This is a genomic window from Herbiconiux daphne, from assembly GCF_024979295.1.
Classification (GTDB): Bacteria; Actinomycetota; Actinomycetes; order Actinomycetales; family Microbacteriaceae; genus Herbiconiux; species Herbiconiux daphnes.
Map to the genome: position 1 here is coordinate 489,025 of NZ_JANLCJ010000004.1, position 14,724 is coordinate 503,748.

The 14,724-nt window shown below is 69.7% G+C and carries 6 protein-coding genes; 2 read left to right on the forward strand and 4 right to left on the reverse strand.

Annotated elements, in window-relative coordinates:
• Window positions 1-302 precede the first annotated feature (302 nt).
• Window positions 303-3,251, reverse strand: a complete 2,949-nt coding sequence (locus N1032_RS28295; protein ID WP_310795949.1) for a rhamnogalacturonan lyase — start codon at window positions 3,249-3,251, stop codon at window positions 303-305.
• A gap of 147 nt (window positions 3,252-3,398) precedes the next feature.
• Here N1032_RS28295 and N1032_RS13540 point away from each other — a divergent pair, with 147 nt between their 5' ends.
• Window positions 3,399-4,271 carry a VOC family protein gene (locus tag N1032_RS13540; RefSeq protein ID WP_259539628.1) on the forward strand — a complete coding sequence of 291 codons (873 nt, stop codon included), beginning with the start codon at window positions 3,399-3,401 and terminating at the stop codon, window positions 4,269-4,271.
• Between the two features lie 69 nt (window positions 4,272-4,340).
• On the opposite strand, the gene N1032_RS13545 is transcribed toward N1032_RS13540, so the two are convergent.
• The 3 genes from N1032_RS13545 to N1032_RS13555 all read right to left on the reverse strand — a co-directional run bounded on the left by N1032_RS13545 (window position 4,341) and on the right by N1032_RS13555 (window position 11,744).
• Entirely contained in the window at window positions 4,341-5,846 is a 1,506-nt protein-coding gene (locus N1032_RS13545; RefSeq protein WP_259539629.1) for a catalase, read from the reverse strand.
• Window positions 5,843-6,274, reverse strand: a complete 432-nt coding sequence (locus N1032_RS13550) for a Fur family transcriptional regulator (RefSeq protein ID WP_259539630.1) — start codon at window positions 6,272-6,274, stop codon at window positions 5,843-5,845. Before N1032_RS13550 ends, N1032_RS13545 begins: the two co-directional genes overlap by 4 nt.
• Window positions 6,275-6,365: 91 nt before the next feature.
• Entirely contained in the window at window positions 6,366-11,744 is a 5,379-nt protein-coding gene (locus tag N1032_RS13555; protein ID WP_259539631.1) for an ExeM/NucH family extracellular endonuclease, read from the reverse strand.
• A gap of 428 nt (window positions 11,745-12,172) precedes the next feature.
• Here N1032_RS13555 and N1032_RS28300 point away from each other — a divergent pair, with 428 nt between their 5' ends.
• Window positions 12,173-14,689, forward strand: coding sequence for a helix-turn-helix transcriptional regulator (locus tag N1032_RS28300; protein WP_310795950.1), 2,517 nt, complete (start codon window positions 12,173-12,175; stop codon window positions 14,687-14,689).
• Window positions 14,690-14,724 lie beyond the last annotated feature (35 nt).

Here is a 14,724-nt window from a genome sequence, read left to right on the forward strand (position 1 = left end):
CGTGCTCTTGGTCGCACAAAACGCGCCACAAGGACGCCCGGGGAGCATTTTGCGCGACCGCGACCGGGGTGGAGCGGTCGGCCGCGGTAAGGAGCGCTCGGCGCGCGGGTGACGTGGAGCGCCCGGCACGCGGGTGGCGCGGAGCGGTCGCGCACGCCGCACGCGGGTAGCGCGGAGCGGGCGCGACGGGCGCGGAGCGGGCGCGAGCCGGCGCGCACGGGAAACGCAGGTGGGGCGGAGCGGCGCGAGCGGGCGCGCGCGGATGGCGCGGGGCACGCGAGCCCCGCGCCATCCGGGGGGCGCTAGCAGGCGAGCGCCGCGAAGGGCACGGTGTAGGTGGAGTGGTAGCCCACCCCGTCGACGAACGAGAACGCCGTCACCGTGGCCGACCCGGCGGCGACGGAGGTCTGGCCCGCCGGCACCAGGCTGTAGACGGCCTTGCCCGGGGCCACGGCCGACTCCTTCTTGTCGACGCCCAGCACCGAGAGCCGGATGTCGGCCTTCTGCGCCGCGTTGTTGTAGCCGTAGACCGCCACGTGCGCCGTGCCGTTCACGCACTGCGATCGGGCGTTCGCGCCGATCGGCACCGGCTGCGATCCGGTCACCACCGCCGTGGCCGACGGCCCGGAGGCCGGAGACGCTCCGACGTCGCTCACCGCGACGACCGTCGCCGCATAGCGGCCCGCGGGCACGCCCGCGAACGACGCGCGCGCCTGGTCGGCACCGACCGTGACCGAGAGCGGCGCGGCCCCGGAAGACGGCGTGAGCGTCACGACGTAGCCGGTGAGCGGTGAGGTGCCGGCGGCATCCGGAGCCTTCCAGGTCACGTTGACACCCGCGCTGTCGACCCCGATCGAGGGTGCCGCCACGGGCAGCGGGGCCGCGCGCAACGGCACGTTCGCGAACGACATGTCGCTGGCGAGGTAGAAGCCGGTGTAGCTCGGCTGGTTATAGGTGGTGTTCTGGCGGGCGACCTCGGCGCGGTACTGCGCGTCGTGCATGAGCGTGTAGAGCTTGTGCGCGGTCACCTCGGTGCTGAGGTAGATGCGCAGAGCACTCGAGTCGGCCGTGCGCACCACGAGCTCCTCGCGCCAGTCGCCCAGCACGTCGGCCACGAGGCTCGCGGTGCCCTTCGTGCCGTTGTTCGAGCGGGTGCCGTCGGCGGTGAGCTGGCGGCCGCGGGTGAAGTCGTCGATCGTGACCGTCGCGTCACCGCTGCCGTTGACGAGCTGCGTCGTGAAGTCGCCCTTCCAGTGGATCGACTGGTTGGTGCCCGGCATCGCCGAACCGAGGCTGTCGCCCGCGGCCGACCGCAGCCGGGTGGCCCAGGTCTCGAGCCCCGGCACCGATGGGTCGACGTCGCCGATCATGCCGCGGCCCGTGTCGCGGCCGCTGTACTCGCCGTAGATCACCTCGCCCGTCGCCGCGTCGCGCAACGCGTAGCCGTAGGGCGCCGAGGTCGCCCCTTCGTGCACGGTGAAGATCTCGAGGCCAGGCCGGTTCGGATCGATGTCGGTGACGTGCATCGCATCGCCGTGACCGAGCTTCGCCTCGGTTCCGGGCGCCGCACTGCCCGCGGGCAACGTGTCGTAGGAGCTGTAGAGCAGGCTGCCGTCGTCGTCGAGGGTGGCCGAGCCGTAGACGATCTCCTGCTTGCCGTCGGCGTCGACATCCGCGGCGCTGAGCGAGTGGAAGCCCTGCGTCGTGAGCCGGCCCCACTCGGGCGACGTGCCCTCGCGGCCGTGCGGTGAGTCGTTGAAGGGGTTCGTCATCGGCACGAAGCCGCTGTCGACGAGGAATCGCTGCGAGAGCGTCTCACCGTTCCAGTCCCAGGCGGCGACGGTCGCGCGCGTGTAGTAGCCGCGGGCGAACACGGCCGAGGGATGCTCGCCGTCGAGATAGGCGACACCGGCCAGGAAACGGTCGACGCGGTTGCCCGGCTCGATGCGCGCCATCGCGTAGTCGCCCCAGAGCAGTCCGTCGTCGGTGCGGCCCGGCTCGTAGGGGATGGTCTGCAGCTCGGCACCGGTCGCGCCGTCGAACACCGTGAGATATTCGGGGCCGTCGACGATGAAGCCGTTGAAGTTGCGCAGCTTGTTGTTGCCGCTCCGCGAGGGGGCGTAGACGTCGATGAAGTAGTCGACCAACTCACGCGCATCCGCCTCCGACAGCGGGTAGCTGTGCGTCACCGGGATGCCGAAGGCCTGCTCGAGGGTGGCCGGCCAGCTGCCGTCGAGCACCTCGGGCCGGGTCGCCCAGCCCTGGAACACCTCGACCAGATGATCGGCGTAGTCGGCGGCGCTCAGGCGGTAGTCGTCGCTGTTGCTGTAGCCGGCCGCGATGTCGGCGGCGGGCATGGTGACGAAGCCCTCGTTGGTCACCGAGCCGTCGGGCGCGAAGCCGGTCGACTTGGTGCCGGGCGCCGTCTTCATGATGGTCTCGGCCCGTCCGTCGCCGTCGAAGTCGTACACCATGAACTCGGTGTAGTGCGAGCCGGCGCGGATGTTGACGCCGAGGTCGATGCGGTTCAGCAGGGTGCCGTCGAGCTCGTAGGTGTCGATGTAGACCGTTCCGGTGTAGCCGACCTGCGAGACGTCTTTCGAGTTCGACGGGTCCCACTTCACGACGAACTCGTAGTCGCCGTCGCCGTCGACGTCGCCCACCGACGCGTCTCCGGCGGAGTAGGTGTAGGCCTCGCCCATCGGCGTCACGCCGTCGGCCGGCTTCTGCAGCGGCAGGTTCGCGAAGTTCTGGGCCAGTGGCACGACGGATTCGCTCGGCGCCTGCTCGTGGCCGCCCAGAACGGCGGCGACCCGGTATTCGGCGCCGGTGGAGCCGGCGGCGTCGAGGTAGTTGGTGCTGTCGGTGACGGTGGCGATCTTCTCGCCGTCGCGATAGACGGCGAAGTCGGCACCGGTGAGGCCGGTGGCGTTCGACCCGTAGGCCTCGCCCTTGAGCAACCGCCAGCTGAGGAACTGTCCGCCCGAGGTGGTCACCGCGATCAGCCCGCGGTCGAGCGACTCGAGCTGCGGTGCGGCGGTTCCCGCGCCGCCGCTCGGGAGGCCGGATGCCGCGGCGGCGGCGCTCGGGAGGCCGTTCTGGCCTCCCGACGAGACGTCGGCCTCCGTGCCCACGTCATTCGAATGTGGCGCGGTGTCGAGAGCGAAAGCGGCCGGTGCCGCCGTGAACGCCAGCGCGGCGGTCGTCGTGGCGACGATCCCGGCGCGCAGCACAGTTCTGAAACGATTCATCTTTGAATACCCATCCCCTGGAAAGCGCTTTCTACGGGTGCCCAGCCTATTACCCCCGTTCAGGGGTGGTCAAGAACCCGATCGACGGATGTCGCGCAGGGGGCGGCATCCGGAATTCAGTTGTGGCTACAAGTGTTGTAATGGAGCATGACGAACTCCCCCGACCTTCTCGCCCCGTCGACCGCGATGGGCGCGGTCACTCTGCGCGTGGGCGACCTCGACGGCATGGTCGCCTACTACCGCGACGCGGTGACGCTCGACGTGATCAGCCGCGACGGCGACTCCGCGGTGCTCGGGCGCGGCGGAGTGCCGGCCCTGGTGCTGCAGCACGCCCCGGAGCTCACGAGCCCCGAGCCGCGCGCGGCGGGACTCTTTCACACCGCCATCCTGTTCGACAGCGAGCAGGCGCTCGCGGCCGCGGTGTATTCGGTCGCCAGCCGTTTTCCGCAGTCGTTCACGGGGTCGAGCGACCACCTGGTGTCGAAGGCGTTCTACTTCACCGACCCCGAGGGCAACGGCGTCGAGCTCTATTGGGACCGCGACCGCAGCCAGTGGAGCTGGGTGCACGGGCAGATCGAGATGTCGACGCTGTTCCTCGACCCCAACGTGTTCCTGCAGCAGAACCTGACCGACGAGCTGGTCGCCGACCCACGGGTGGGCAGCGCGGGCATCGGGCACGTGCACCTCTCGGTCGGTGACGTGCCGCAGGCGCGCGACTTCTATGTCGACAAGCTCGGCTTCGAGGTCACCACGGCGTTCGGGCCGTCGGCCCTCTTCGTCTCGGCGGGGGGCTACCACCACCACATGGCCATGAACGTGTGGAACTCGCGCGGCGCCGGGCGGCGGCAACCCGCCCTGGGACTCGGACAGGTCGAGATCGTGCTGCCCGACGCCGACGAGGTGGCGGCCGCCGACGAGCGCCTGCGCCATCACGGGCTGCAGACCGCCGATGACGGCCGGTCGGTCACCGTCAGCGACCCGTGGGACAACACGATCGTGCTGCGCCCCGCCGCCGACTGACGACGCCACCGCCGCGCGAGCCACCCCCGGGCGAGCCGCCGGAAGCGGCCCGCCCCGAGGTGAGACGCCCTACGCCGGGATGCCCACCTCTTCGGCCGCGACATCCGCGCCCGGCGCCGACGGCTCGAGGGCCTCGGCCACCCGCAGTGCCAGCGTGGGGTCGACGTTGTGCCAGTACTCCAGCACGCGCACCCGCAGCTCGGGAATCGTCACCTTCGACACGTGACCGGCGATGTTCGAGACCAAGCGGGCTCGGGCGGCGTCGTCGAGCACCTCGCGCACGAGGGTTCCCGCCTGGCCGAAGTCGTCGTCGTCGGCGTGCAGGGTCGCGGCGACACGGAGAAGCGCGCCGTCGGAATCCCATCCCGAGTCGTCACCGGCGAGCGCGGGGTCGGCGTGCGGGCCGCCGAACGAGTTCGGCGCGTAGACGGGCACCGACGGATCGTTGTGGCTGAACCGCATCGCGCCGTCTTTCGAGTAGGAGTTCGACGCCAGCGGTGCGTTGACCGGAAGCTGCGCATGGTTGGTGCCCACGCGGTAGCGGTGCGCGTCGGCGTAGCTGAAGATGCGCGCGAGCAGCATCTTGTCGGGCGACGCCGCGATGCCGGGAACGAAGTTCGAGGGCGCGAAGGTGGCCTGCTCGATCTCGGCGAAGTAGTTCGACGGGTTGCGGTCGAGGGTCATGGTGCCCACCTCGATCAGCGGGTAGTCGGCGTGCGGCCACACCTTGGTGAGGTCGAACGGGTTGAAGCGGTAGGTCGCGGCATCCGCGTAGGGCATGATCTGCACCGACAGCGTCCAGGTCGGGAAGTCGCCGCGCGAGATCGCCTCGGAGAGGTCGCGGATGTGGAAGTCGGCGTCTTCCCCGGCGATCTGGTCGGCGGCGGCCTGGGACAGGATCTCGATGCCCTGGTTCGTCTTGAAGTGGTACTTCACCCAGAACTTGGCGCCTTCGGCGTTGATCCACTGGTAGGTGTGCGAGCCGAAGCCGTCCATGTGACGCCAGGATGCCGGCAGGCCGCGGTCGCCCATCAGCCAGGTCACCTGGTGGGCGCTCTCGGGCGAGAGGGTCCAGAAGTCCCACTGCATGTCGTGGTCGCGCAGATGGCTGCCCGGCAGGCGCTTCTGCGAGTGGATGAAGTCGGGGAACTTGATGCCGTCGCGAATGAAGAACACCGGGGTGTTGTTGCCGACCAGGTCGTAGTTGCCCTCGTCGGTGTAGAACTTCAGCGCGAAGCCGCGCGGGTCGCGCCAGGTGTCGGGCGAACCCTGCTCGCCGGCGACCGTCGAGAACCGCGCCAGCATGTCGACCTTGGCGCCCGGCTGAAACAGCGAGGCGCGTGTGTAGGCGCTCACGTCACCCGTGGTCTCGAACGTGCCGAACGCCCCGCCGCCCTTCGCGTGCACCACGCGCTCCGGCACCCGTTCGCGGTTGAACTGCGCGAGCTTCTCGACCAGGTAGTGGTCGTGCAAAACGACGGGGCCGTCGGCGCCGACGCTCTGCGAGTGGTCGTCGCTCGCGACCGGGGCTCCGGAGTTGGTGGTGGTGGCGTTACGGGTGGTGAAGTCGGTCAAGATTCTCCTCGGTCGTTCTCTTGGCAGCTGGGGCAGAGGCCCCAGAAGGTGACCTCGGCGGTCGAGATGGCGAAACCGGCCGTCGACGACGGGGCGAGGCAGGGCGCCTCGCCGTGCACGCAGTCGACGTCGGCCACCGCGCCGCAGCGGGTGCACACGACGTGGTGGTGGTTGTCACCGATGCGCCGCTCATAGAGCGCGGGCGAGCCGGCGGGCTCGATGCGCCGGATGAGCCCGGCGTCGGTCAGCGCGCCCAGCACCACGTAGGTGGCCTGCAGCGACGTGCCCGGCAGCTCGTGCTGCACGCGCCGGTGCACCGAATCGGCGTCGGCGTGCGGGGCGGTCTCGAGGGCTTCGAGTACCGCCAGCCGCTGGCCCGTGACGCGCAGACCGGCGTTCCGGATGCGCGTCTCCAGTTCCGAGGTCATGAGACGACCGTAGCCGCTAATTATGAGTAGTTCATAATTAGCGGCTACGGATGGGCGCGTCGGGCATCAGCCCGCGCGCGGTGTCAGGCCATCAGCCGGCGGGGCAGGTGGTGAGGTTCTCCACCGCCTCCGAGAGCGAGTTCACCCCACCGAGGAGGGTCGCCCGGTCCGCCCCGAGATCCTGGATCTGCGCCAGCGTCTCCGCCGGGATGCAGGTGCCGGGAACCGTGAACAGCGGAGCGTCGACCTTGGGGCCGAACGCCGAGCCCGACAGCGCATCCGGGAACGTGACACCGGTGGCGATCAGCACCCGGTCGGCCTCGTCGAAGAAGTGCTTGTTGATGGCCCGGGATGCCGCGTAGCGATCGGTGCCGCCGAGGCGCACGGTCGAGGCGATCGACTGTGCCGACTCGAAGATGCCCGACGAGACCGACAGGCGGCCTCCTGCGATGGCGATCTCGTCGGGCGCGAGGCCCTCGAGCAGCTCCATCGTGGCGTCGTCCAGCGACGGCTCGGCGCCGTCGACCAGGATGACGGGCCCGGCGCCGCCGACCGCCGCTCCGGCCGACAGGGCGTCGGCGAAGGTCGTGCCCGTGGCGAGCACGGCGACGTCGGCGGTGTCGGGGAACGCGGCCGCAGCGACATTCCGCGACACGGCGAACCGGTCGGCGCCCGCGATGCGGGTCACGTCGTCGGCGATCGCCTTCAGCGCCGTCTCGACCGCTGGTTTCACCGAGTTCTCGCCACCGACGATGACGATCGACGAGGGTGCGAGACGCTCGAGCTCGGTCTGCACGGCCGGCGGCAGCCGGTCGCCCGTGGTGAGCAGGATCGGCGCGTCGTCGGCCGCAGCGGCAGGGGCCGCAGACAGGGCGTCGGGGAACACCTCGCCCGACACCACGTAGACGGTGTCGGCGCCCTCGGGCCAGCCCTGCTTCGACGTGTTGACCGCGACGTCGTAGCGGCTGGCGCCGTCGATGCGGTCGACGTCGATGGGCTCGGTGACCGTCACGGGCACGTGCACCTCGGTGCCGCTCGGCGAGGCGGTGAGCACGAGCTCCCCGTCGCCGATCGGCGCGTCGAGGGGAACGGTCACCGTGACGGTGGCCGACCCGTTCGACACCGGGATGCTGTCGAACGTGGCGGCCGAACCGGTCCACGTCGCGGCGAGCGCCGTGTTCTGCGGAGCACCCTGCGAGGTGAGGTCGAGCCCGCCCACCGTGAAGGTGATGCTGGTGCCGGCCATGGCCGACTCCGGCACGCCCGTCACCTGGGTCGCACCCCGTGCGAAGTCGGGCGTGAGGCCCGGGTTCGCGCGAAGGTAGGCGATCCACGCGTCACGGTCGATCAGGCCCGAGTCGCGTGCATCCGTGCCGTTGGCCAGCTCACGGAAGTTGTCGCCACCCGCGGTGAGGAAGCTGAACGTTCCGATGCGGTAGCTGGCCGCGGGGTCGATCGGCGCACCGTCGACGAAGATGCCGGTGATGTGCTGGCCCTGCGCTGCGGCGGGGTCGTAGGTGTAGGTGACGTTGTCGGAGAGCCCCAGCTTGAGGAAGGGCCGCGACGGCACGTTGCCGCTCGCATCCGTCTGCCACTGCTGCTCGAGAACGGTCTTGAACTGCGCGCCGGTGAGGCTCGTGGTCCAGAGGTTGTTCACGAACGGCAGCACGGCGTTCGCCTCGGAGTAGGTCACGACGCCCGCGGTATTCGCCGGGTTGGCCGTGGTGTCTCCGGCCGCGAACAGCAGTTCGGCACGAAGGCCGCCTGGATTCACGACACCGATCTCGGCGCCGCCGCGATCGGCGGCCGACAGGGTGTCGACCAGCGAGTCGGCGACGAGGTTGCCGAGCGTCGACTCGGATGCCCGGTCGTCACGCGTGCCGCCGGTGTAGACACCGTTGACGTAGGAGCCGCCGGTGTAGGCCGTCGTGATGTCTTTCGTGACCGAGCCGACCGGCTGGTTGCCGACCACGGCGGCGGCCGCGATGGCGGCGTCGACGGTCGCCTTGACCTCGGCCACCCGCGGGTAGGTCGCCACGAGCTGGGCGTCGAGCGCCGCGCTGTTGGCCGCGGTCTCGGCGGGCGTGCTGCCCGCCGGGGCGGCGAGCCGCGCCACGTTCTCGGCCGTGTACGACTCGAGGTCGCCCGTCTCGGCGTCCACCGTCAGCACGACGTGCCCGACGTTCGCTCCGTAGCTGCCTGTCTGCAGCACGGGGCGGGTCTTGCCGGCTTCACCGGGGATGGCGCCGTCCCACACGTAGCTCTGGTGGGTGTGACCGGTGAAGATCACGTCGACGGCGGCGGCGGTGTCGTTCACGATCTTCGCGAACACCGTGCTCTTGGCGAGCTCGGTCTCGAGGTCGATCGTCGCCGACTCGCTGTCGGGCGCGCCCTCGTGGTAGGTCGCCACGATCACGTCGGCCTCGCCGTTGGACTCGTCGCCGTCGGTGAGCTCGGCGGCGACACGGTTCACGGCGTCGACGGGGTCGCCGAAGTCGAGGTCGGCCACGCCGGCGGGCGACACGAGGGTCGGGGTCTCCTGGGTGACGGCGCCGATCACGGCGACGGTCAGGCCGGCCTTCTCATAGGTCGCGTACTCGGGAAGCACCGGGGTGGTGGTGCCCTTCGCGTAGACGTTGGCGCCGAGGTAGTCCCAGAGCGCGTTCGGCGCGGCATCCGGCCCGATGATGCGATCGGTCAGGTCGCTGAATCCCTTGTCGAACTCGTGGTTGCCCACGGCGCTCGCGTCGAGCTCCAGCTCGTTGAGAACGTCGATCGTCGGCTGGTCCTGCGCGAAGTCCGACTCGAACAGCGAGGCGCCCACGTTGTCGCCCGACGAGACGAACAGGGTGTTCGCCTCACCGCCGGCGGCCCGCAGCTGCTCGATGGTTCCCGCGAACTTCACCGTGTTGGCGTCGATGCGGCCGTGGAAGTCGTTGATGTCGATCAGGTTGAGATCGACGGTCGACGCAGCCGGGGCGAACGAGTAGCCCACGACCACGGGGTCGTGGTCGCTCGAGCGGTAGACGCTCTCGTCGTAGAAGTTCGTCGCGTTGTAGTTGTAACGGCTGTATTCGAGCGCGATCGACTCACCGGAGTTGATGTTCCAGATGTCGACCCCGGTCACCTTCGCGTTCGCCGAGGGCGACGCGAAGACGTGGTCGAGCGAACCGGATGCCCCGTCGAACGAGTAGCTGTACTTGCCGCTCTTGGCGCCCTGGTCGACGTAGCCGGCATCCGTGATGGTCACGGCCGGGTCTTCCTGCGAGTAGGCGTTGAAGTCGCCGATCAAGAAGACGTCGCTCGTGCCGAGCTCGGTCTGCAGGCTGGTCGAGAACGTCAGCAGCGCCTGCGCTTGAGCCACGCGCGAGGCGTTCGAGGCGCCCTGCCCGTCGCCCTGGTCGGCGTCCGCGCCCGATCCGGAGCCCTTCGACTTGAAGTGGTTCACGATGGCGATGAACGACTCGTCGTCGCTGCCGCCGACCGGCACGAACTCCTGGGCCAGCGGCTGGCGGGCGTTCGCGAACGCGGCGTCGAGCAGCACACGCGAGGCGCCCACCGGCTCGACCGCGTCGGCCTTGTAGATGAAGGCCGTGCGGATGACGTCCTGCTGCGCGACGGGCGGCAGCTGGTCGGCCGCGGGGGAGGGCACGAAGTCCCACTCCCCCTCGCCGGCCGGCAGCGCCGCGTTCAGCGCAGCGGTCAGCGTGCTGAGAGCCTCGTCGCGGGCTTCGCCGAACTTGACCGAGTTCTCGATCTCCTCGAGCGACACGACCTCGGCGCCGAGACCGTTGATGGCCGCGACGATCTTGGCCTGCTGGCGGGCCAGGTCTTCGTCTTCGGCGGCACCGCGGGCGTCGCATCCGGTGTTCACGGTCACCGGGTCGTCGTCGCGATCGACGTAGAACGAGCATCCGGTGAGGTCGTCACCGGTGGTGGTGAAGTAGTTCAGCACGTTGAAGCCGGCGATCTGGATGTCGCCGCCGACCGGTGCCGGAGCCGCGGCCCGCACGTTCGAGAACGTGGCCGGAGCCGTGCCGTCGGCGGTGAGCTGACCGGTGGGCTGGAACTTCCAGGTGTCGTTGCGGTAGTCGAAGATCACCGGAGCGGTGAAGTCGACGGCGGCGCCCACCGTGATGGGGGCGTTCGCCGCGGCGGCCTTGAGGTAGGGCAGCGCGATGTCTTGCGCCGCGCCTCCGCCCTGCGGCAGGAAGTTGGTGCTCGATCCGTCGTCGAGCGTCACCGCACGGGCGGCGTTGTCGGCGACGGCGGCCGTGTATTCGGGCGTGCCGGGGCGCGCGATCTCGGTGGGCGTGATCAGCGGTGTGGTTCCGGAGGCCAGGCCGATCTCGGCGTACTGGTTGGTGGAGTAGGTGTCCGACACGGTGAAGTCGCCCTGCGGCGCCACGAGCATTCCCTCGAGCGACTCACGCTGGGCGGCATCGGCCGGCAGCCCGACGGTCGCGGGTGTGGGGGCCTCGACGGTCGATGCGTCGAGCTGCGTGAGGTCGGTGGCCTCGGCCACGGCGAGCTCGGTCAGTCCGTTGAACTCGCTCACCGCGCCGGTGACCTCGACGTAGTCGCCGGGCTCCACGAGACCGGCGGTGCTCGCGGAGTAGACGAACAGCCCGTCGGAGACGGTGTGGGTGGCGAGGTCGACCGCGCCGCCGGTGCCCGGGGTCTGGATGTAGTAGCCGTCGAATCCGCCGGTGCCGTAGGCGGCTGTGACGACGCCGGTGGTGATCACGGTCTGGCCCGCGAGCGGGGAGGTGTCGGTCGCGCCCTGGATGTCGGCGATCGTCGCCTCGACCGGGTCGCCCGGCTCGGCGGGCTCGTCGCCGGAGGAGTTCTGGGGGGTCACGGTGGTGGCGGTGGTGAAGTCGGCCGCGTTGACGTCGGTGTCGGCGAACCCGGTGCGCACCAGCGAGTTGGGAACGCTGTTGGCCCCGTCGACCGGAACGACCGTGCCCTCGAAGGTGTTGGAGGCTCCGTAGCCGAGCAGGTCGACCACTCCCTCGGCGCCGGTGACCGACCCCGCGGCGGGTGCCAGGGCGGTGGTGGTGTCGGCGAGGATGAGGGTTCCGGTGGTGCCCGACGGGGTGATGGCGCCGCCGAGGTCGAGATCGGGCGTGGGCAGTGCCGACCCGTTGGCACCGTTGCCGTTGATCTGCACGAGGAAGTAGCTGTCAGGCGCGATGGTGCCGCTCAGCGGAGCGACGTTGGCGGGGGTCACCACCGTCGCGGAACGGTATTGCAGCGACCAGCCGTCGAGCGCCACCGCGGCATCCGACGGGTTGTAGAGCTCGACGAACTTCTTGTTGAACGGAGCGCCGGCGCTGCCGCCCTTGAGGTAGGCCTCGTTGATCACGACACCGGTTCCGTCGACGCTGGCGGATGCGGATGACGCGACCCCGATGAGCGGGGCGGCGAACAACGCTCCCCCGACGACCGTCGCGAGGACCGCTTTCACGGACCTCCTGGCTGACTCTGGCATGGCTCTCCTCGACCTCTCGGGACACACGGATTCGGCCATGTTAGGAGCCTCGAGTGACGAAAGAAAGACTGAACATTTCGGCGAGGTTAACTTAGAGAATGTGAAAGATTGTCACCCTTTCGGGGGTCAGATTCTAGGTTGTGCACCCACCTTCGCTCAAGGTGCACCGAGCGTTCTGGCTGGATTTCACCCTCACACGAGAGGGACCTCGGTCGATTTCACCCCGACATCTCGCCGCTCTAGGTAGTCGTCGGTAGTCGACGATGTCTCGTTTGAGTAGTCGAAGCTCGGGGAGCGCTGTCGCGGTGCGACGGGCGCTAGGTAATGTTGCTGTACCGCAGTGGGGCGGACCGCGTGGCAGCAGGCAGTCGACGCCGGCGGTGCTATTTGATCGGGGGGTCTGAATGGCAGTGAATCGGAGACCGCTGCAGAGCGATGAGCCCGGCGGCATGGCGGTCGTCGGCGGCGACCGCCGGGTCGATGAATTGGCCGGCCGCCTCGCAGGCTCCGGCAGCGCCATGATCGTCGGAGCCTATGGGTCGGGAAAGAGTTATTTCTCTCGGGCGATCGTGGCCGAACTCGCGCACCGGGGTGTCTTCGCCGCCGTCGTTCGAGGGGCGGCTCCCCTTCAGACGATCCCGTTCGGGGCTCTGCGCGCGGCGGGCGACCCGCGCCTCGAGACGCTCTGGGAGGGCGGGGGCGCCACCGAAACGCCGCTCGTGATCGCTATCGACGATGCTCATGCCCTTGACTCGGCGTCGATCGATGTGGTCTCCCGGGCCATTTATGCGGGCCGGGCACGTGTGCTGTTCTCCGTCAGCAGCGACGTGACCTCGGGGCTCTCCGCCGCTCCTGATCCGTTCCGTGAGCTCTGGCTCGACGGCATCGTCGCCCGCTACGACCTCCAAGCCCTCGATCCCGAGACCGCCGACGTGCTCATCTCCGAATTCGGGGGCGGCGACTTCGATTCCGTCACGAAGGCGGCGCTGTTCGTCCGCTCCGGCGGTTCACGCATGCTGCTGCACGAACTCTGCGCCGACGCGGCGGCGGAGTTCGCGGCTCACCGCGATCCGCTCGACCTGGCTCGGCATGCACCGGTCGGATCGCGCCTGTCCGACGCCTACGCGACGGCGCTCACCGATCTGAGCAAAGAACAGCATCTGGCCATCGCCGTCGTCGGCAGACTCCCCGGCATCGAATTCGCCGCCGCATGTCGATGCGTCGACCCGGATGACCTCGACTCGCTCATCGCCGGCAAGTCGCTCCGCACCGAGGGCGGGCGACGCGAGCTGCATGTCGTGCCCGCGCTTGCGCGAGAGGCCGAGCGGATGCTCGATGCGGGAACCCTCGAGCGTGCGCTCGACCTGCTCGCGCGACGAGCTCTCGAGAATCCCGAGCGGCCGGCCGGTCTGGCCGTCGACCGGTTGATCGCGGGTTTCTGGCACTCGATGCGTGACTCGGTGCCGGGGCCCGCCGAGGTGCCGGCCGATGCGCGCCGGCGCATCCTCGCGGGTGCGGCCCGCAGTGCCAACGGCGACGGTCGTTACGACCTGGCTCTCGCCTTCGCCCGCCACGGGGCCGAGGTCGGGCAGTGCGCCGCATTGCGATTGGAGACGTCGCGCGCCTACGCAGGGCTGCGGCGATTCGACGAGGCGTTCTCGGTGCTGGCCATCGACGGCCCCGAGCAGCTGAACGGTCACGACCTGAGGCGTCTGGTGCGCTGGTGGGCGAGTCTCACCACCTGGGTGCCGGAATCGCATTCGATCGACCGGCTCGCCGAGGCGCTGGATGCGGCCGGCATCGACGACGCGGGGGTGTGGAGCGAGCTCGATGCCCAGCGCGCCGAGTTCGCGGCCCTCGCGATGGACTGGGAGAGCGCGTGCGCTCTGGCCGACACCGTCATCCGGTCACGCCAGACGCACAGCATCACACGCCTGCGGTGCACCATCATCGCCGCGTATTCCGACATGCTGCTGCAGCGGTTCGAGAGCGGTGAGGCGAGGTTCCTCGCGGCTGCCCGTCGGAATCTCGACCTCGTCAGCGGCAGACCGATCTCCGTCATCGCTGAACTCGTGATGCTCTGCCTCGAGGCGGTGGCCGGCTCGTTCACCGGCCGGCACAACCCGACGCTGGCTGATCGACTGCAGATCGCGGTGCAGCTGGCCGCGGCGCGCAACGACAGCGACACACTCGCGCTCGGCAACGCGGCCACGGCCATGGTGCTGGGGTTCGCGCGCGGCGACGACAGCGTGGCCGAGCGGGAGCTCGCGGCCGCACTGCGCCGCCTCGACAAGATCGAGTACTCGGTCTGGCGCCCGCTGCTGTCGTACATGCGCGCCTACGCCCTGACCCGGCTGGGTGACACGCAGAAGGCGAGCCTCGTGCTCGACCTGATCGACGATCGCGTTCTCGGGCACCACAAGCTCTACCGATACACCGCGCTGTCCGTCGAAGCGAGTCTCAACGCCGCCAGCGGCGACGTGCGTCAGGGCGTCGAATTGCTGAACGAGACGATAGAGCATCTCGGACCCTCGAACGAGACCATCGTCGCCGCCTACGAGCAGGCACGGCTGACCACCTACACCGAAGCGCTACGGGCCGGAGCCGACAGCATCCGCGGACGGGATCTCACGCCCGGCTTTCCCCACCGTGATCGCCACACCGCGCCCGCAGACCGCACGGGCGGCAGCCCGGCGCCCACCGAGACCATCGACGCCGTCGACGAGCTCTCGGAGCGCGAGTACGAAATCGCCCTGCTCGTGGCCGAACAGCTCAGCAACAAGGAGATCGCGCGCCGCCTGTTCCTCTCGGTGCGCACGGTGGAGTCGCACGTCTACACCGCGCGGGGGAAGGTGGGGGCGCGCACCCGCCGGGAACTCGGGCGGGTGGTCGCCGACGCCGAGGTCGCGCGGGAACGGTAGACTGGGCGAGTCCTCCCCCGACCGACCGCAGGAGC

What these genes read in the sequence shown, in the direction of transcription:
- N1032_RS13540 (WP_259539628.1), top strand. Translation starts at nt 3,399, where the DNA reads ATGACGAACTCCCCCGACCTTCTCGCCCCGTCGACCGCGATGGGCGCG.
- N1032_RS13550 (WP_259539630.1), bottom strand. Translation starts at nt 6,274, where the DNA reads ATGACCTCGGAACTGGAGACGCGCATCCGGAACGCCGGTCTGCGCGTC.
- N1032_RS28300 (WP_310795950.1), top strand. Translation starts at nt 12,173, where the DNA reads ATGGCAGTGAATCGGAGACCGCTGCAGAGCGATGAGCCCGGCGGCATG.
- N1032_RS28295 (WP_310795949.1), bottom strand. Translation starts at nt 3,251, where the DNA reads ATGAATCGTTTCAGAACTGTGCTGCGCGCCGGGATCGTCGCCACGACG.